An 18623-nucleotide genomic window follows, 5' to 3' on the forward strand; every position below is an offset into this window, starting at 1 on the left:
GATGACTCATTGTCAAAGCTCATGTACTCACAACGGTCAAAAAGGCAGCTACAATAAGACGAGCATCCATACATGAGCCTTGACTGTTACCACGACTTTAGATACCTTTCACACAAGAGTTTATAATTGACTATTTATGACCGATGATCTCACTATCTACAAGCAAATCTATCCCAGCCAATGCATCAAGATTGCAGAGCTTGGCTATCGCTCCGTGCTCAACATACGTCCTGATGCTGAGAGTGACACTCAGCCCAATAGCTGTGATTTTGCGACGGCTACCGCACAGGCTGATCTGACTTATCATTATCTACCTTTTGATGATGAGCGCCTAAGTACTATGACGGTTAAGCAATTTGCCGCCTTTTATCATGCTATGCCTAAGCCTATTTTAATGTTCTGTGGTACAGGCGCGCGCGCTAAATTGCTGTATCAAAGCGCACTGATGCAAGGCTTGCTATAATCTTTGGAAATCTAAATACAGTACAAAAGATATGACCAAAGCTATCAAAAAGTTCATTTAACCAAAATACAATTAGGAATAATTATGAGTCATCAAGTGAGTATGACGGGACAAATCACCCCGGATCAAGTGCCTCTGATCGCCGAAAACGGCTTTAAAACTATCATCAATAACCGTCCTGATGGTGAAGAGCCGGGTCAACCGACCAGTGCTGAGATCGAAGCCGCTGCTACCGAAGCGGGTCTTGCATACAAAGAGGTGTCCTTTGCAGGTAGTGAGCTCAATCAAAATCACGTCGAGGAGTTCGCGGACTTCTTTAATCAAGCTGAGCAGCCCATGCTCATATTTTGCCGTACGGGCAACCGCTCAACGGGCATTTATGAAGCCGCAAAGCGTATGGACTTGTTAGACGATTGATTCGTTGACTGATACCTTAGTTACTTGATACCTTAAGATAGTTCTCACAGACCTCTGCTAGTTGCGCCCGTCCAAAGTTTGGATGGGCGTTTGCGGTTATGACCATCTCGATAATGACTTCAGGTAGCTTAGGTAATACAAACGGTAGTGGGTTGTTATCTTCTGTCAAGATAGTCATCTGACCTAAGCTAGTTTTTGCCACGACAGTAATGCCCTGCCCTGCCAGTACCAAACTTGCAATCGCGCCTACGCTATTGGCGCTACAAATCACTTGACTGGCTATGTTTATCTGACTTAAACCTTGAATAGCCGAATGATGAAAATGACAGCTTTCATCAAAAAGGATCAAAGGCACACTAGACTTATCTTCGTAGTGCTGCTTTAGAGCAAGCGTATCACCGTTAAAGGCCCACATCCCTTCATCTTGTTGCAAAAATTGCCCCGCCGCGCGCGCGGAGGAGCGCGATACAATGGCAGTATCCAAAGTACCTGCGCTTAGCATTTCACGTAGGCGTATTGAGTTGTGGCAGTGCACATGAATGGGCAAATTCGGTACGCAAGTTTGTATATGTGCCAGCATTTTAGGCAAGACCACTTGAGCATAATCATCAGGACACCCCAATTGCAGAGGTCTAATAATCTGCTTACTATCACGCAGCTGCCGCAGTGCATCATCATGCAAGCTAATAATGTGCCGCGCATAACCGAGCAAAAACTTCCCATCCTCTGATAGCTCAAGCAGCCGTCCTGACTTGGTAAATAGGGCTTTATCTGTCTGCTCAGCTAGTCTTTGCATCTTTTGACTGACCGCGCTTTGACTGCGATGCACCTGCTCTGCCGCTTGCGTATAGCTCCCTGTCTCGACCACAGCTACAAAACAGCGTAAGGCCTCTATATCCATTCACTAACCCTCTTGTTTAAATCGTTTCTATGTAGATTAGCATATTGTCATCTTTAATAAATAAACCAAATTCTGCGAATTGCTTATAGGTGCTATTAAGATTTTGCGTTGGTAACTCACTATTACGATGGCGATAATGGAGCTTCATTTAGAGATTTATGGAGAATAGATATGCAAAAACCCCTTCTCATTATCGGTAATAAAAACTACTCCTCATGGTCATTGCGAGCTTGGCTACTACTCAAAGCTTTCAATATTGATTTTGCTGAACAATCCATTGAATTGTTTCATCCTTCTGCAAAATCAGTGCTCGATGAGCATGCGCCTACAGGTAAAGTGCCTGTTTTGGTATACGGTCATGACAAAGTTAATAATAGCGACAAAGTTACGGTTTGGGACACCTTGGCGATTGTTATTCACGCCAATGATTATCTGACCGACTTAGATGTTTGGACAGGGCTGAGTCAGTCTGATAGTCAAAATAGAAAAGATAGCACCTATTGTCAAAGTATCGTCGCTGAGATGCATTCAGGACTGACGGGCATGCGTAGTGAGATGCCAATGAATATAAGGGCAACGGCAAAGATACAACCCAGTGCGGCTTGTTTGGCTGATATCGCTCGTATAGAAGCGATCTTTGAAGAGTGTTTGACAAATAGAGCATCTGACAGCTACTTGTTTGGTCACTTCACAGCAGCCGATGCTTTTTTTGCGCCAGTCGTGCTACGCTTGCAAACTTATGCTAATACCTCTGACATAGTATTAAAATCAACGACCAAACAGTATTGTGAGACAATGTTGAACAATCGTCATATACAATCTTGGATCGACTCAGCTTTAAAAGAGACACGCGTAATCAAAGAAGATGAAGCAGGTGAGATAGTTTCGATAGTTGGGGTATTAGCGGATTAAAAGTGAATTCAACTTGTAAAATGTTTGCTAAATTTTTAATAGCGTTTAAGATGATAGAACCACAAGGAATGTGCTCTATCTAAAAAGTCATTCTAATACGGCTTTTAATTTTACAAGGACGTTTTATGAGTAATATTGCTTTAGCCTTACTGCCGTTAGCACTCGCCTACATTATGTTCACTTTAGGCACTGGGCTAAAACCTAGTGATTTCAAAATTATCGCCACCAATCCTAAAGCGTTCTTTGTTGGCCTCTTTAACCAAGTTATTCTAGTGCCAGTGGTCGCCCTTATCATCGTCCTTATCACCACGCCGCCACCCGCTATTGCCTTTGGTATTATGCTGATTAGCTTTTGTCCTGGTGGCGTCACCAGTAATCTACTAACCTATTATGCCAAGGGCAATGTAGCGTTATCGGTTGCACTAACAGGCATTGTCAGTCTACTATCCGTTATTACCTTGCCCATTCTTATCACTTTAGCTTTTGACTATTTTATGCAAGATCAGGCTGGTACGATTAGCGCGTTTAAAATAGGTCTGGTGATGTTTTTATTGACGACGTTACCTGTCAGCATCGGTATGTTTGCACGCTACAAGTTCACAAGGTTTATGGAACGTAGAAGTGGTATCCTAAATGGTATCTCTAGCGTGTTCTTTGTACTCATCGTCTTTGCGGTTATCGCTACCAACTTGGAGCTGTTAAAGTCGCAACTCACCTCTATTGGGCTTGAGCTGGTTCTACTTATCGTTATCTTATTTGTACTGAGTATGCTCATTGCTCGACTGTTTAAATTAAGCTGGTTCGACACCAAGACCGTATCTATAGAGACCAGTATTCAGAACAGTACAACTGCTATCACCCTAGCGCCAATCATTATGGGCACGACTGTTGCCCTACCTGCTATTGCTCTACCTGCCGCTGTGTATGGCGTATTGATGTATATCATTGCTATTCCGATTATTGCTCTGATTCGGAATAAAAACTGATATTAGCGACTGCTAAAAATAGTAGTCACAAAAAAACCACCTCAACCATGCTCGTAGGCTGAAGTGGTTTTTTATTCATAAGACATAAAGTACATTTAAACTACTTCTTCTGCTCTAAAGCCTCTTCTACCGCTTCTTTACCCCAAGCACTCAAATCGATATCCAACTTCTCATACTGCTGCGCGTCGAATAACGGCTCTTTTACCCCTGATTTTAACTGTCTTGCAAAGTCATCAAGTAAGCGCTTAGCGCGCGGAAATAGCATAATGAGAGCTAGTAAGTTTGCTAAGGCCAGCAGACCCATCAATGGATCAGCAAAGAAGAATACAGCGGTTGCCGTTGGCGCTACTGCACCGATAAATAATATCGCGACAACCACAAGTCGTAAAACCAAGGTCGCCATTTTAATATTCTTTTTGACCAAAAAGTTAATGGCGTTTTCGCCCATATAATAGTTATACATAATAGAGCTTAAGGCAAATAACAATATCGCTATAGTCAAGATATACTGTGACCAATCCCCAAGCTGAGTCGTCAGCGCCTGCTGAGCCAGTACAATACCATCGACTTCAGCCCCTGGCTGATACACCCCACTCAGTAAAATCATAAATGCCGTTGCACTACACACCACAATCGTATCAATAAACACCGATAACGACTGCGAGATACCTTGACTAACAGGATGGGTTGCATAAGCAGTAGCTGCGATATTGGGCGCAGAGCCCAAACCTGCTTCATTAGAGAATAAGCCCCGCTTCATACCTTGCTCAATCGCCACACCAATACCACCGCCTACGACAGACTCAATACCAAAGGCATTTTTGACTATCATAACCATTAGCGCTGGCAGTTCTGTAAAGTTTAGCGCGATAATAATAAGTGCCATACCAATATAGATTAGCGCCATAACTGGAATAACCACGTCTGCGACTTTCGCAATACGCTGAATACCGCCAAAGACGATAAACCCACCCGCAATAACCAGTATTACGCCTGATATCCAACGATCAATCCCAAAGCTTTCAAGAGCAGAACCTGCCACAGTATTACCTTGGAACGCTACAAAGCCGATGGAGAAAGACAGGAGCAGTGAGATAGCATATATCACGGCGAGCCAACGATAATCTTTGCCTAAACCGTGCAAGATATAAGTCGCAGGACCACCGCGAAAATTACCATCGACATCTTTTCGCTTATACAGCTGAGCCAAACTACACTCAACAATACTAGTCATCATTCCAATCAAGGCGACGACCCACATCCAGAATATCGCACCTGGACCACCCAGTGAGATCGCTACAGCAACACCTGCAATATTACCGCCGCCGACCCGTCCGCCGATAGATACTAGCAAGGCTTGACGAGCAGAAATTCCCTCGTCTCCTACCTCATCTGTTCTAAATACCCTAAACATACGCTTAAAATATCTGAACTGCGCGAACCTACCTACTATGGTAAATAGCAATCCGAAAATAATGAGCATTGGGACGAGTGCCCAACCCCATGTTAAGTCTCCAATTAAAGAGAAAAAGGCTTCAATATATTCCATAATTGTCTTCCTTGAGCGATGTGACACAGCGACATATTTTATTAATAGTATTACTAAACCAAAGAAAATATTTACTCTAAACCATACTACTTTTTAGGGGTAATATTCCTCATTATGTCGCTTAAATAACTACCTTGTAAACACTAGACTGAGCTTTATCTGAGTAATGACACAAAAAAGCCACCTCAAAAAGAGGTGGCTTTTTTTTAAACTTACTAGATTCTATTGCATAACTAAATATTCAAACGCACTTAAAGCGGCTTTACTACCCTCGCCCTGAAAGCCGTAAAAAAAAATTGCATGTCAATTTTAGGCTTGCAAGGGAAATCTTTTAAATAAGATTTCCGATGGGCTGCTTTCTATTAAACATAGACTTACTGCATTACCAAATATTCAAACGCACTTAAAGCGGCTTTACTACCCTCGCCCATAGCAATGTTAATCTGCTTAAAGGGTACTGTGGTCACATCCCCACAAGCAAAGATGCCTCTGCGATCGGTGCGGCAGCGCTCATCAATCTCAACTTCACCAAAACGGTTTAGATCGACAAAACCTTTGATAAATCCAGAGTTTGGAATCAGACCTATCTGTACAAACACCCCTTCTAAATCACGCTCATGAGTCTCGCCCGTTTTGCGATCTTCAAAGACAATAGAGCTCACTTTACCATCAGTGGCTTTGATCTCTTTGGTCGCAGCACCTGTGATGAACTCAATGTTCGACTTCTCTTTGGCTTTATTGATCAAGACTTGATCGGCTTTTAATTCATCAGCGAACTCAAGCACGGTTACGCTTTTGACGATACCTGCCAAATCAAGCGCGGCCTCGACTCCTGAGTTACCACCGCCAACGACGGAGATATCTTTACCCTTAAAGAAAGGACCATCACAATGCGCGCAGTACGCCACGCCTTTGCCCGTATTTTCTTCTTCACCTGGAACACCAAGTTTACGCCACTGAGCGCCTGTCGCTAGGATAATACTACGTGTCTCAAAACGCTCGCCTGTATTGAGATGAATGCTGTAGTTCTCATCGGCAGTCTCATCGATCTCTTTGACCGTCACATGCTGCTTGAGAGTAATATTGTACTCTTCTATATGTTTGACAAAATCGGCTGATAAATTAGTGCCGTTAGTTAAAGGCACCGAGATCAAATTCTCGATGTCTTGTGTGTCTTTGACCTGACCACCGATACGATCAGCGACCATAGTGACTTTTAGACCTTTACGAGCGGTATAAATGGCAGCGGCAACGCCAGCAGGACCTGCCCCGATAATAGTGACATCTTGCTGCTCTAATTGCTCAGCGTCGTCATCGCTACCTTCGCTCATTAGATCAGGGAACTGCTCTTGTAACTTAGTAATTAGTTTAGCCGTATCAATGAGACCATTAGCAAACGGCTTACCGTTTAGAAATACCGCAGGTACGCCTTGGATCTTGTTCGCCTCTACTTGCTCTTGAAATAACGCGCCATCAATCATCTCATTGCTGATACCTTCGTTGAGCAATGAGAATTGGTTGAGCGCTTGCACCACTTCTGGGCAACTGTGACAAGACAGTGACACATACGTTTGAAACTCTAGCGGCTGATTGAAGCGTTTGACTAGCTTTTGAATGCCCTCGTCTAGCTTGAGCGTATGACCGCCCGCCTGCAAAATAGCTAATATTAAAGAGGTAAACTCATGACCGCCTGGAATACCGCTGAACACAATACCTGTATCGGTTTGTGCGCCATCAATATGACTATATACAGCAAAGCTAATAGGACTTGGCAGACTGTCATCAGTCGCTACTGGATCAAAATTGATCTTGTCCGTCGTACCTGCAATTTTGGTCAAAAAATCAATCAGCTCAGCACGTTTACTGTGCTCACCGCTGCCTAATACAAAGGTAATTGGGCGAGTCATGTTTTCGCTATAGCTTTTTACAGCGTCTAATAAACTTTGGTCTATCATGTTTGTTCCTTAATATTGTTAATTAGGTAACGGCAGCTATCAGGTTGCTCGTTTGAATCTTTATAGTTTGAGGCAGATGCAATAAAAAATACTTAATAAATAAAAAGGCTAATACCCTTTGATGTCCCTATTATCATAGGTTTACGCACTCTGAGCAAGCGGATAAACTCAAACCTAATGTTTTATAAAACAAATCGTTAACTGATATATTTTATTAATTATAAAACCATGTAAGATTTATTGTCATAGTATCAAGGGTATTTATTCGCTACAATCGAGTAAGACCAATAGAAAAGCTGTACTTATTTGTCTTTATATCTTCTACATCAAAAGATATGAGTTCCACCTTAATCGTAGCACTCTTACTGACACTCTAACTTGCAATGCGCGAAGGCTTGCGCTCACTAAAAAGGATGATCACATGAGAAAGACGGATACTTGGCAGGACAATAGAGATATTATCGCTGAGCTCAAGCAAAAGGATGACCATTTCGCGGTTATTTTTGATGAGCATACTAAACTGGATCAACAGATCAACCAACTCGATAAAGACAGAGTGAAAAATACCAGCCGTGATGACGAAATCGAGCACATGAAGCGACGAAAACTACATCTAAAAGATGAGATTTATCAAATAATCGATAAGAACAAAATACAGTCCTAAGTGCTAACTATCAATAAAGACTAAGCATAACAGACAATAATTATAAGACATAAAAAGACCCTACCAGCTTATACTGATAGGGTCTTCTTTATGGTTTGGCTAAACATCTATAAGGATTGTTTATATAGCAATCGCTTAGATCTTACCAACGAGATCAAGACTTGGCTTCAACGTATCGCCGCCTTGTTCCCACGCTGCTGGACAGACTTCACCGTCGTTTTCGCGAACATATTGCGCCGCTTTTACTTTACGTAGCATATCTTTTGCGCTACGACCAATGCCGCCTGCATGTATCTCTGCAACTTGGATTAGGCCATCAGGATCAATTAGGAACGTGCCGCGCTCAGCAAGGCCTGCTTCTTCAATCATAACATTAAAACCGCGAGTGATACGGCCAGTAGGATCGCCAATCATTGGATAAGTCACTTTACCGATAGCATCTGAAGAATCGTGCCATGCTTTGTGGGTAAAATGAGTATCAGTCGATACTGAGTAGACTTCTACGCCAAGGCCTTGCAATTCTTCGTAATGAGCGGCCATGTCCTCTAACTCAGTTGGACATACAAAGGTAAAGTCAGCTGGGTAAAATAAGAATATTGCCCAATTGCCTTTTACGTCGTCTGAGGTGATCGTTTTGAATTCACCATTAACATACGCATCAGCTGAGAATTCTGGGATTTCTTGATTGATAATAGACGCCATAATTGGCTCCTTTAAAGTTAGTAAATTGAGATATAATTATTGGGTTGTTCAATTTAAGCCATGAGTTATCTTGGCTACCTGACAAACTATACGCCAATTCTACGATTACTCCAGTTAAAAGATTTTAACTTGATGTTTTGTTTTATTAATCTTGGTAAACTGTCTTATCTCATTTTCAGTCTTAGTAAGTAGATGAGTCCTATAAGTACTAAGTAGCTCAAATTTTGCTTTTTATTAGTCCTTGACCCTTTTTGTTAAACGTTTTAAAGAGACCTTTTATGATTACCCTACGTCAACTCGAATTTGCTTTAGCCGTTGCCAAACACCGCCATTTCAAACGCGCCGCTGAGGACTGTAATATCTCTCAATCAGCGCTAAGTTTAGGTATCGCAGAATTAGAAAAGCAGCTCGATACGCAAATATTTGAGCGCAACAATAAGCAAGTGCTCATTACGCCTATCGGTCAGGACATCTTAACGCGAGCGCAGCGTATATTCTCAGAGGTCAATGATTTGACCACTCGTGCTCAAAGTCATCAGTCACCGCTCGCCTACCCGATGACTGTCGGTATTATTCCGACGATTGCCCCTTATCTATTGCCAAAGGTCCTGCCTGCGCTGCGCGCGCACTATCCAGAATTTCGAATGACTATCGTCGAGCAGCAGACTGAGCGTTTGCTTGAGCAAGTGCGTTACGGTCATATCGATACGGCGATTATCGCTCTACCTTATGCAGTAGATGGCTTACATAGTTTTGAGTTTTGGGCTGAGGACTTTTTTGCGGTATTCCCAAAGGATGATGTGCATGCCAAGCTTGAGACCATCAACGCAGATGAGCTAGCAACGGCTAACCTTATGCTACTAGGCGAAGGACATTGTCTCACTGATCAGACGCTATCAGTCTGTCATTTTGATCGCGCGCAAATGAAATCTAGCTTCTCTGATGCTAGCCTTAACACTTTGATCCAAATGGCGCTTGCGAATATGGGTACGACTTTAGTACCTGAGATGGCCCTCGATCAATTACATCTGCAGAACCAGAATGCGGTAGCCGTGCCACTAGCAGAGGCAGGTCCTCATCGCAAAATCGCCTTTGTCACCCGCTTAAATTATGCGCGCGTGGATGATGTCAATTTGCTCGGTCAAGTGTTTGGTCAGGCTTTTGAAAATGATGCCAAGCGGCGCTAGCATGAGCAAAAAAAGACACTTGGATCTTAGTGAGCGTTTTGCAGCGCATCTATCAGCTATCAATGAAAGCGTTGCACCTAACATTGCCTTGACACTTTGGCAAGATATTGCGACTCGTTATAGCGAGCATACCCGCGCTTATCATACCTTGGAGCATTTAACGCAGCTGTTCAGCCAGTTTGATAAGATAAAAGACGCGCTTGCCCAGCCTGATATCGTGGCGCTAGCGGTGTACTATCATGATGTAATATATGACCCTAGGCGCTCAGATAACGAGCTTAAAAGCGCGGAATACGTTCAAGAGAAATTACACTCTTGCCTTGATTCCAAACAGTGCCAACGTATCTATGAGTTAATTATCATGACCGCAAATCACAACGTCATAGGTGCTGATAACAGCCTTGATGCTGCTTATTTACTTGATATGGATTTGAGTATTTTGGGTGCGCCGTGGATGGATTATGAGCAGTATGCGCAGGCGGTACGCAAAGAATACGCTCATGTGCCAAAGGCGAACTATCGCACTGGGCGGATAGCGGTATTGGAGAGTCTACTTGCACATCCTAAGCTCTATCTGACAGAGCATTATGATCAGCTAGAGTCTCAGGCACGCAGCAATATCAGACGCGAGATTATTTTGCTTGCAGACTCATAAATAGCTCACTGCCTTGACGCGCTGGATGAGAGTTGGTGCTGGTCTCCATAACATCAATGTTGAAATACGGCGCAAAACGCTTTTGATACTCCTTAAGCGTACCACCAAACGGCGGTTCATCTCGACCAAAATCAACGTTGAACAGTAAACCTATGAGCTTGCCATTAGGCTTAAGTAACGCTGCCATTTGCTCGACATACTCATCACGGCGCGACGGATTAATCGCACAAAAAAACGTCTGTTCAAGTATCCAATCGAACTGATAGTCCTTGGGCGACAATTCAAAAAAGTCTGCACAGATTGAATGCTCTGCTGGAAAATCAGGATAGCGCTTAGCGAAATCCTTAATGGGCGCTGGTGCGAAGTCGACTAAAACGACGTTAGTAAATCCTTGCTCATGCAAATAGCCAACCTCATAAGCATTACCCGCACCCGGCACCAAGATCCTCTGGTCTTTGGTAGATTCTGGCAACTGGTCGATATAGGCTTTTAGTGGTGGTGAGACTTGTCCCATATCCCACTGTATGCTGCCCGACTCATAACGCTGCTGCCAAAACTCAGGCTGGTTAACGTTGTCCATAACGCATTCCTGTCTTGATACACAAGTTTAATCCAACTGCCTTGATTGTCCTGCCAACATGTCATGCCACTGCTGATACTCTGGCATTGCTGCCCTCACCGTGTGCCAAAATGCGGCGCTATGATTGGGATGATGCAAGTGGCATAGCTCATGAACGATCACGTATTCAGTACACTCAATAGCATACGCTGGCAAGTAGACAGATAGCCAGACTCGGCTCTCTCTAGTATTGCAACTGCCCCATCGGGTGTGCATTTTTTTGAATCTGACTTCACGGGCCTTTGCGCCGACGATGGGCTGCCATTTATTGAATAAGGCAGGCGTTACTTTTGCTAGTTGCTGGCGATAGTAAGCGATCTTTTCATCATGATTTAAGATCAGCGCTTGCGGCTCGCCCCACAATAGTAAATTATTACTCACAGCTGATGATTCAGAAAACGGTGTCTGCTGATGCTGCGCTAATACTTGCGCATGATTGTCTATTGCCCAAGACACGCGCTTATCAATGGCCTGCGCGGCTTGTTCATGACTAATAAATAGAGGTATAGAGACGTTCAGCTGATAAGGTTTTAAGCGAAAATTGATATTCTTGACGCGTTTTTGACTGATGTTCAATTGGATGTCTGCTGCCGCCAACTGCTCAGCAGCATTAGCCAATAACGAGATGGGGATGAGCCTGCTTTTATTCATCAGCTACCGACCATGCTAGCGCTTGCAAATGATTATCAAAAGACATTGCGTGCTGCTGACTATGGGTCATGATAGGGTCTTTGTTAGAATCCTGATTCTCTTTTGTACTACTGCTTAGGGTAGTTAAATGACCGTTTCCATCACTAACGATAAAGCCGGGTTTTTCGGTATTTAATGCTACACCTGCGCAATCTGGCAGAGTTACTGTATCTATAAGTGCGTGCGTCTTTAAATCAAAGATAGCTGCGCAGCCGCCCATTGGCGTTGCCACGCATATCTGGTTTTGCGCGCTATCGACAGCTATGCTGGCGATATACTGATGAAAAACATGCCACTGACCATTAGGCATAATCAAAGGGGTAAATTCAGTATCGCCACGCCTGTGGATCAGTACGAGTGGTACGTTGATATGGCGCTCGCCTTGGTACTGAATACCAATGGCTACTGTACCGTCATCATGGATAGCGAGATGGCGTACGCTCATCTGACTATGCTCAGGAATGACTTGCTCTAATAATTGACCGTCATGGCAGCTTATATACACTAACGAGGGTTGCATGCTATCGAGATTAAGCTCTTCACGAGATGCCTGTTCAGTTTTGATTCCACCATTAGCGATAATCAGCGTTTGATTGTCTGGATGCATAATCAGCTCGTGCGGGCCAATTCCATACGAGTCAAACTCTCTAATTTTTCGGTAATTATCATCGATAGCGTAACTACCTATCTTGCCTGTCAAAGTAACCGTATCGTTCTCTGTCACATACAGTCGCTGACCGTCCAAGCTATAGCAGGCATGCCCATAAAAGTGACGATCAGCTGAGGCTTCGATAGCGTGTTTGACTTTTCCTGTAGCAGCATCTAATACCCAGAATGTCTCACTTGGGCGGCGTCCCATAACGACGACGTCGCCGCTTTGCTTATCGAGTTGCTTTTGATCCTTAGCCATAGGTTGAACGACGATATCATGCACGCGCTCAGGCATTGTCGTCTGCCAGACAAGCTGTCTTTGTGCATCGATACCCACTACGCCAAAATCATTCTCGTCGTTATTTTCACTCGCTGGCATAGTCTTTGGCATAGAAGCCACACCGCTGACCCAGCATACGGGACGCGCTATCCTAGTAGTCGTATGCAAGGCAGCTAATTTGTGATCAACTTTAGAATGACTAAAAATAGTTTCATCATGGTTTAGGTACGTCTGTTTTGCAGCATGGTAAGACTGTTGCAAACGCGTCAGCTGCTTAGTCGGTCTTAAGTCTCCTACAAACGACGGTGAAGAAACGATGGCATCTATACGCGTTTGAACACCTGCTATATAGTCCTGTATCCGCGCCTTAGGATGACGGCGTTTACGATACTGATGATGCATACCAACCAATATAGAAGTACCAAACAGTGTTAGAGCCGATGTTTTTATCAGCTCATAACAGAGTCGTTTGCCTGAGCGCCTATGATCTTGCACATAAAGGTTATCCGCATTATTGACACCATTTATCGCAGCTTTAGTCTTCAAAATAGTCATGACCTAATCACCATCGTTACTATTAAAACCAACACGAACTCCTAAAGTTGGAATAAGCTCACGTTTTATGAGCCGCGTCATTGTCGTGAAATGATCGAACAGCGCCTGCTGCTCAGCCTTGTCTGCGTCAGCGATATCCTCTGGCATTTGCGCAAGTATGGCTGTGGTATCGCTAAGCGCGGTGGAGAGAGTATCACTGACTTGGCTCTCGTTATTGCGCCCGAGCATAGCGACCAGAGCTGGATCGGTAAGCGCTTGATTCAGCGTATCTACTTTCGCTGTGATAATAGAGCGACTTTGCTCAGCAGTCGCTGCTGGCAGATGACCTTTTGTAGACCCTGTAATCCCTAACGGCTGATCGATAGCGTTGGTTTTTGTGATTTCAACGAGCGATAGCAGTGCATTGAACCATTGATTTAGTCCCTGATCACTGTCCGCTGTTTTATCGATGGCAAGTAGCGTTGTGGCATTGTCGCGCCAGTTATTTTCGATAGCTTTTAGACGAGTGCTCAAGGCACCACTGGCGCTAATAACATAGGCACATTGAGCGCCGTCTAGACTATCATTAGCGTGTAGCGCCTCTTCAAGTCCTGGTATCCCTTGTACAATAGCGCTTTCATTCTCTAGCTGCGCAGCTGTTAGTGTAGGATTGGCGGCGATCAGATCAGCGACGCCACTATGCACTACTCCGCGCTCATCAGGATAATAGTTGACGTATAAGTTACTCATACTGTCAGTTGCAGGACCGAAGTTAATCATCTCAGCACTGGCCCAAGCTTGCGCAAGTAGTAACCACTGATCACGCATCTTTTGTAATGCATTTCCACTTACTGGCGCTTGCTGGCAGCTCTGTTGTGCAAGCTTTTGCAATTGTGCGCTCTGCTTGGCAGTATTTGCATAGGCTGGAATCACGATATCATTAGCAACATGAGTTAAATACGTGCTCGCAGTTTCAGCGCTAATGTCTATAGCCTCGATCTGTTCACTACTGCCAGCCGCAGCTTTAGCTTTAGTCGGTTCTTGAGTAACCTTTTGATTGTCCATATCAGTAGCTGTATTATCATCAGCAGGTTTGACGCAGCTGACCAGTAGCCCAGCACTCAAAGCGGATAACACCATCACTAAGCCATGATTGATTTTCATAAAGTTCTCGGTCATTTAGAGTTTATAGTTAGTCTTAGGGTTTGGAGGGATAAGCGATAGCTTATAACGACTTTAAGAATGCATTAAGCTCGGCGCGGCCTTGTTTATCAAGTTTAAGTACTTTTTGCTTTTGCGCCTCAGCTTCGCCGCCATGCCACAGTACCGCCTCCATCAAAGTGCGAGCGCGGCCATCATGCAAAAACGTCGCTTGCGAGTCGACCGTTTGTGCCAAACCTATACCCCAAAGCGCTGGGGTGCGCCACTCATACGAGTTAGCCAAGAACTCTACTTGTGCATTTTTAGGTGGCAGCTTGCCTGCGATAGTGCGATCTGCCAATTCATCACCCATGTCGTGAAGCAATAAGTCCGTATAAGGATAGATGACTTGCCCGTGCTGCTCAAGATGATCATCGTCAGTTTTTGGCAACACGTATCTTGGCGTATGACAGCTTTGACAGCCTATGTCATAAAAGCGCTGTTTGCCCGCTAGTACTATCTCGCTTTCCGCATCACGGCGATGCGGAACCGCTAAATTACGCGTATAGAACTCTACAAACTTAGTAATGTCATCGCTGACTTCTACAGCCAGTTTGCCATTACCTTGCTCATCAGCGCCAGTAGTTGCATTTAGGCAAGCCGTTTGACTTGGCATACAAGATTCGTGGGGTCTAATGTTTGACGTCAGACCCATATCTTCATTAAAGGCGCTTTGATTTTGAGTCAAAAGCTTGGTTTGACCTGCTTTCCAACCGAATCGACCTAGCGCAACCTTACCCGTTTTCGGATCCATCGCAAGATTGAATTTACCATAGATACCGTTTTTGCCACTGCTGTCGGCCTGTCTTTTGATATCGGCATCGGGTATTTGCTCAAGTAATCCAAGCCCTATCATAGGCAGCGCAATTCGCGGTGAGACCATAAGCTCATCATCAAATGCCCCATACCCAGGATTAGTCAAGTTAAAGGTAGGTGCACGCAAAGTCTCGATATGACCATCTGCAAATGTGACTGGTTTGTCCGTCCAAGTGACTTGAATACGCGCCTCAGCGGGCACGCCTTGAACCCCGCGATCTTGCAATTGACCACCATAATTAGGATGAACTACTTTTTCGATAAGGGAGTCTTTGAGTTGCTGTTTTTGCTCAGCGGTTTGCGCCGGCATCGCTAATCGAATGAGCAGACTATCTGAATCATCTTCGCTAGTCAGAGGTGCATGTCCGCGCCCGTCTTTAATGTGGCAAGACTGGCAAGCGGCGACATTAAATAATGCGCCCAGACCATCACGGCTATCGGTACTCGCAGGCGCAGCGACCCAAGGCTGCATAAAAAAAGCATTACCAATAAAGAAATTACCCTTACGTGAAGCGGTCAGATTCGATGAAGGTTTTGAGTAACTCTCACTACTAGCGATAGTGATACCTGTATCACCGCCTTGCTTAATCTCTTGAGAATCAAAAGTAGCCAGCTGTTGCATTGGAATACCTGCGAGCGTCTCAATAGTCTGCAAGCGTTCAGAGGACAACGCCTCGCTATCGCTTACAGTAGGCTGGCAGGCACTTATGCTCAAAGCTGCCATCATACTTACTGCCAGCTTATTACCACGATTGCAACTTTTATCAGTGCTCATAACATCCTTAACTCTGATATATCTTCAATAAAAAAACACGTTATCAGTCGATACTGATAACGTGATAGTGTACTCCAAGTGCGCGTTTATGAAAACAATTCTCATTCACTTTTAGCGACTTGCCAGCCATTATTGACTCACAAGACCGATCTTGACTTATAGTCCATCGTCCGCGGCAAGGTTGTCAATGCCAACGGCTTTTGCAGCGTTCTCTAAGCTATCGGTGAGCGCCTGTAAACCTGTGATACCACTCTCAATCCAGCCGCGACGCATATTTTGCTCTTCGGCGGATATGCCTTGCTTACTTACTTGACCTGCGGTTGCAATCATCTGATCAACCTTTATGCCCTCGTTTTCAGCTTTTTCGACGATGACATCAAACGCACTTTTGACTCTAGTAAAGTCAGCTGCCGACTGGTCTGCTGCGCCCTTGTGCCCCGTATCAATAAGATACTGCTTGAGACCATAGCCGCCGATCGTTTTGTCAGTGACAGTCTGGTAGTTACCGTTAAATAGGTTTTGGATACCACGTGCATTATTGGCATAGCTTATGTGCGTTAGATCACTAAAGCATTCGTGCTCATCTTCGGTGGAGCCTGTGACAAACGCCACTTGCATCCGCTGAGAAGCGAGCTCCCCCAATGCTAGGCTACCCATTTGGTACATGATTTGGCGCAAGGCATTGTCATCTTTACGAGCCAATATATCACTTCGTAATGTATTTTCGCTTTTGGACTGCCACTGCGCTTCCATTGCGGTCAAATCCTCGACCAATAGCTGGGTGGCCGCTTTGAGATACTCACCGCGACGCTCACAGATACTGACATCGTCATTGACCGTATCACCACTAGTACACTGACCTGCAGCCGTGACATAATCACTGACAGGGCGCTTTCCTGCCCCTTCGCCTACGCCATTGGTGTCTTGACCCCATAGCAAGAACTCTATGGCATGATAGCCTGTCGTCACATTGGCTTCACTACCACCAATCTCTGCCATATCGACCAACAGCTCTGGGGTGATGTCATTAGTGTCTTGCTGTACGCTACCAACAGCAATGCTTTTACTGTTGATTATATTATCGTTACTATTGTACTCGCCCTCGTAGCTATCGCTGACATAGTCTATTAACGCCTCATCGAGTGGCCATGCATTGACTTGACCCTCCCAGCTATCGATACTACTGATATCACGCTTGTCATCAGCACTTACAAACCCCTCATCGAACCGAAATACTTCTGTTTGTGAGTAGGGTTTGCGAGCCGCTTTATAAGCCGCTTTTGCAGCGGCTAAATTTGCCTCAGTAGGCATATCAACATAAGCATCGATAGCAGCTTGCAGTACTTTTGCCGTCTCCAGTGAATCCTTGTAAGCGGCTTGTGCTATGTTGGCATAACTGATAAGCAATCTATCTAAGCTTGCCTGCTGAACGGCTCCACTTACTGTATCAGTAGTAGCGGCTACCTCATTTTGCGACGTATTCTCTTCTGTCTGTTTAGTACAAGCACTCATCATTAACATAGAAGATAACGCAACAGCCAAAGTCGCTGGCAAAAAAGAACGACGCTTTATCGTAGTGGTAGTCATAAATGGCCCTAGTAATAGATATAAAGATGTATTTTGATAGATAACGCTATATTCGATGTATGTCAAGACAAAGAAGCCGTAATATACAGCTCCTTGATCACTATGTTTTCGCAGTGTACTAACGCGAGTTTTCGCAAATTATAATGTTATTGAGAACTATTATCAAATAAAAATTGGTATTATTACGAATAATTTGTTTTTAGCGGTATCGTATAAAGATAAAGGAGTAAAGTTTTGGTAAAAAGCTACGTCTATAAACAGTAATATTAAGTAGTTTAAAGGTTTAAGCTTTACTCCGCTCCAAATTATAAACACAAAAAAGCCAGCTTAGCGCTGGCTCTTTATCATTGAACTAAACAGTTTTAATTCTAGTTAACGCTTTGTGGTGAGTTGATAGTGAGCTCAACACGGCGGTTTTGCTGACGACCATAATCAGTGTTGTTATCTGCGATTGGACGTGATTCACCATATGCAACGACATTAACACGGTTAGAAGCTACGCCACGAGCCGTCAAGTAGTTGGCTACTGAATAAGCACGGTCTCTTGATAAACGAGTGTTATAAGCTGCATCACCGCGGCTATCAGTATGACCTGCAATAGTTACTGTCGTTTGATTGTACTGGCTCATAGTTGACGCAAGCTTATCAAGTGTTGGTCTAAATGATGCATTCAAAGTCGCATCATCAAACGAGAAAGTGATGTTACCTGGCATGACCAAATCGATGTTACCAGTCGTTGGGTTTTGCTCAACAGTAACACCAGTACCCGCCATTTGCTGCTCTAACTGACGAGCTTGACGCTCCATGTAATACCCTACGCCAGCACCAAGCGCTGCGCCAATTGCTGCGTCACGACCCGTCTTATCACCGCCAGTTGCTTTTGAGATAGTTGCGCCGCCTGCCGCACCAACCAAACCACCCAAGGCCGCTTTATTTAAACGCTGTTGTCCAGTGTTAGGATCAGTAGTACAACCGCTAAGAGCTAAACCTGATGCTACAGCTACAATCATTAATTGATTACGCATAATTTATTCCTCTATGAATTCAAATGAAGTTATAAACAAAATTTATTTTGGTAAT

General features: G+C 44.2%; 18 protein-coding genes. 7 read left to right on the forward strand and 11 right to left on the reverse strand.

All coding sequences use genetic code 11. The features are described from left to right. The first annotated feature begins 136 nt into the window (after positions 1 to 136). Both ACR64G_RS09930 and ACR64G_RS09935 read left to right on the forward strand, forming a co-directional pair. Positions 137 to 463 (forward strand): beta-lactamase hydrolase domain-containing protein, encoded by a 327-nt coding sequence (locus tag ACR64G_RS09930; RefSeq protein WP_435979137.1) that lies wholly within the window; start codon positions 137 to 139, stop codon positions 461 to 463. Between the two features lie 84 nt (positions 464 to 547). After that, positions 548 to 880 (forward strand): TIGR01244 family sulfur transferase, encoded by a 333-nt coding sequence (locus tag ACR64G_RS09935; RefSeq protein WP_435979138.1) that lies wholly within the window; start codon positions 548 to 550, stop codon positions 878 to 880. 16 nt (positions 881 to 896) lie between these two features. On the opposite strand, the gene ACR64G_RS09940 is transcribed toward ACR64G_RS09935, so the two are convergent. After that, the gene (locus tag ACR64G_RS09940; RefSeq protein ID WP_435979139.1) at positions 897 to 1781 is read right to left on the reverse strand and encodes a LysR substrate-binding domain-containing protein; all 885 of its coding nucleotides are present in this window, start codon (positions 1779 to 1781) and stop codon (positions 897 to 899) included. 171 nt (positions 1782 to 1952) lie between these two features. On the opposite strand from ACR64G_RS09940, the gene ACR64G_RS09945 reads away from it, so the two are divergent. Together ACR64G_RS09945 and ACR64G_RS09950 are read left to right on the forward strand one after the other, a co-directional pair. Then, complete coding sequence (locus ACR64G_RS09945; RefSeq protein ID WP_435979140.1) at positions 1953 to 2693, forward strand: glutathione S-transferase family protein; 741 nt, start codon at positions 1953 to 1955, stop codon at positions 2691 to 2693. Between the two features lie 125 nt (positions 2694 to 2818). Continuing rightward, entirely contained in the window at positions 2819 to 3679 is an 861-nt protein-coding gene (locus ACR64G_RS09950; protein ID WP_435979141.1) for a bile acid:sodium symporter family protein, read from the forward strand. 100 nt (positions 3680 to 3779) lie between these two features. On the opposite strand, the gene ACR64G_RS09955 is transcribed toward ACR64G_RS09950, so the two are convergent. Beyond that, positions 3780 to 5228: an alanine/glycine:cation symporter family protein gene (locus ACR64G_RS09955; protein WP_435979142.1), complete on the reverse strand. Its 1449-nt coding sequence runs from the start codon at positions 5226 to 5228 to the stop codon at positions 3780 to 3782. A 374-nt stretch (positions 5229 to 5602) separates the two neighbouring features. Then, on the reverse strand, positions 5603 to 7183 hold the full coding sequence (gene ahpF / locus ACR64G_RS09960) for an alkyl hydroperoxide reductase subunit F (RefSeq protein WP_435979143.1): 1581 nt from the start codon (positions 7181 to 7183) through the stop codon (positions 5603 to 5605). A 421-nt stretch (positions 7184 to 7604) separates the two neighbouring features. On the opposite strand from ahpF, the gene ACR64G_RS09965 reads away from it, so the two are divergent. Beyond that, positions 7605 to 7847: a YdcH family protein gene (locus ACR64G_RS09965; protein ID WP_435979144.1), complete on the forward strand. Its 243-nt coding sequence runs from the start codon at positions 7605 to 7607 to the stop codon at positions 7845 to 7847. 135 nt (positions 7848 to 7982) lie between these two features. On the opposite strand, the gene ahpC is transcribed toward ACR64G_RS09965, so the two are convergent. Then, positions 7983 to 8549 carry an alkyl hydroperoxide reductase subunit C gene (ahpC, locus tag ACR64G_RS09970; RefSeq protein ID WP_435979145.1) on the reverse strand — a complete coding sequence of 189 codons (567 nt, stop codon included), beginning with the start codon at positions 8547 to 8549 and terminating at the stop codon, positions 7983 to 7985. 278 nt (positions 8550 to 8827) lie between these two features. Here ahpC and ACR64G_RS09975 point away from each other — a divergent pair, with 278 nt between their 5' ends. After that, positions 8828 to 9736, forward strand: coding sequence for a hydrogen peroxide-inducible genes activator (locus ACR64G_RS09975; protein ID WP_435979146.1), 909 nt, complete (start codon positions 8828 to 8830; stop codon positions 9734 to 9736). Between the two features lies 1 nt (position 9737). After that, positions 9738 to 10391 (forward strand): HD domain-containing protein, encoded by a 654-nt coding sequence (locus ACR64G_RS09980; RefSeq protein ID WP_435979147.1) that lies wholly within the window; start codon positions 9738 to 9740, stop codon positions 10389 to 10391. On the opposite strand, the gene ACR64G_RS09985 is transcribed toward ACR64G_RS09980, so the two are convergent. The 7 genes from ACR64G_RS09985 to ACR64G_RS10015 all read right to left on the reverse strand — a co-directional run bounded on the left by ACR64G_RS09985 (position 10369) and on the right by ACR64G_RS10015 (position 18568). After that, positions 10369 to 10971 (reverse strand): methyltransferase domain-containing protein, encoded by a 603-nt coding sequence (locus ACR64G_RS09985; RefSeq protein WP_435979148.1) that lies wholly within the window; start codon positions 10969 to 10971, stop codon positions 10369 to 10371. The genes ACR64G_RS09980 and ACR64G_RS09985 overlap by 23 nt on opposite strands. A gap of 27 nt (positions 10972 to 10998) precedes the next feature. After that, positions 10999 to 11661 (reverse strand): M48 family metallopeptidase, encoded by a 663-nt coding sequence (locus tag ACR64G_RS09990; RefSeq protein WP_435979149.1) that lies wholly within the window; start codon positions 11659 to 11661, stop codon positions 10999 to 11001. After that, positions 11654 to 13186, reverse strand: coding sequence for a DUF1513 domain-containing protein (locus tag ACR64G_RS09995; RefSeq protein ID WP_435979150.1), 1533 nt, complete (start codon positions 13184 to 13186; stop codon positions 11654 to 11656). The genes ACR64G_RS09990 and ACR64G_RS09995 overlap by 8 nt, the downstream gene beginning before the upstream one ends. Before the next feature lie 3 nt (positions 13187 to 13189). Further along, the gene (locus tag ACR64G_RS10000; RefSeq protein WP_435979151.1) at positions 13190 to 14329 is read right to left on the reverse strand and encodes an imelysin family protein; all 1140 of its coding nucleotides are present in this window, start codon (positions 14327 to 14329) and stop codon (positions 13190 to 13192) included. A 61-nt stretch (positions 14330 to 14390) separates the two neighbouring features. Beyond that, positions 14391 to 15956 (reverse strand): di-heme oxidoredictase family protein, encoded by a 1566-nt coding sequence (locus ACR64G_RS10005; RefSeq protein WP_435979152.1) that lies wholly within the window; start codon positions 15954 to 15956, stop codon positions 14391 to 14393. 156 nt (positions 15957 to 16112) lie between these two features. After that, on the reverse strand, positions 16113 to 17543 hold the full coding sequence (locus ACR64G_RS10010) for an imelysin family protein (protein ID WP_435979153.1): 1431 nt from the start codon (positions 17541 to 17543) through the stop codon (positions 16113 to 16115). A gap of 368 nt (positions 17544 to 17911) precedes the next feature. Next, on the reverse strand, positions 17912 to 18568 hold the full coding sequence (locus ACR64G_RS10015) for an OmpA family protein (protein ID WP_435979154.1): 657 nt from the start codon (positions 18566 to 18568) through the stop codon (positions 17912 to 17914). Between the last annotated feature and the right edge of the window lie 55 nt (positions 18569 to 18623).

The organism is Psychrobacter sp. DM4, from assembly GCF_051307035.1.
Lineage (GTDB): Bacteria > Pseudomonadota > Gammaproteobacteria > Pseudomonadales > Moraxellaceae > Psychrobacter.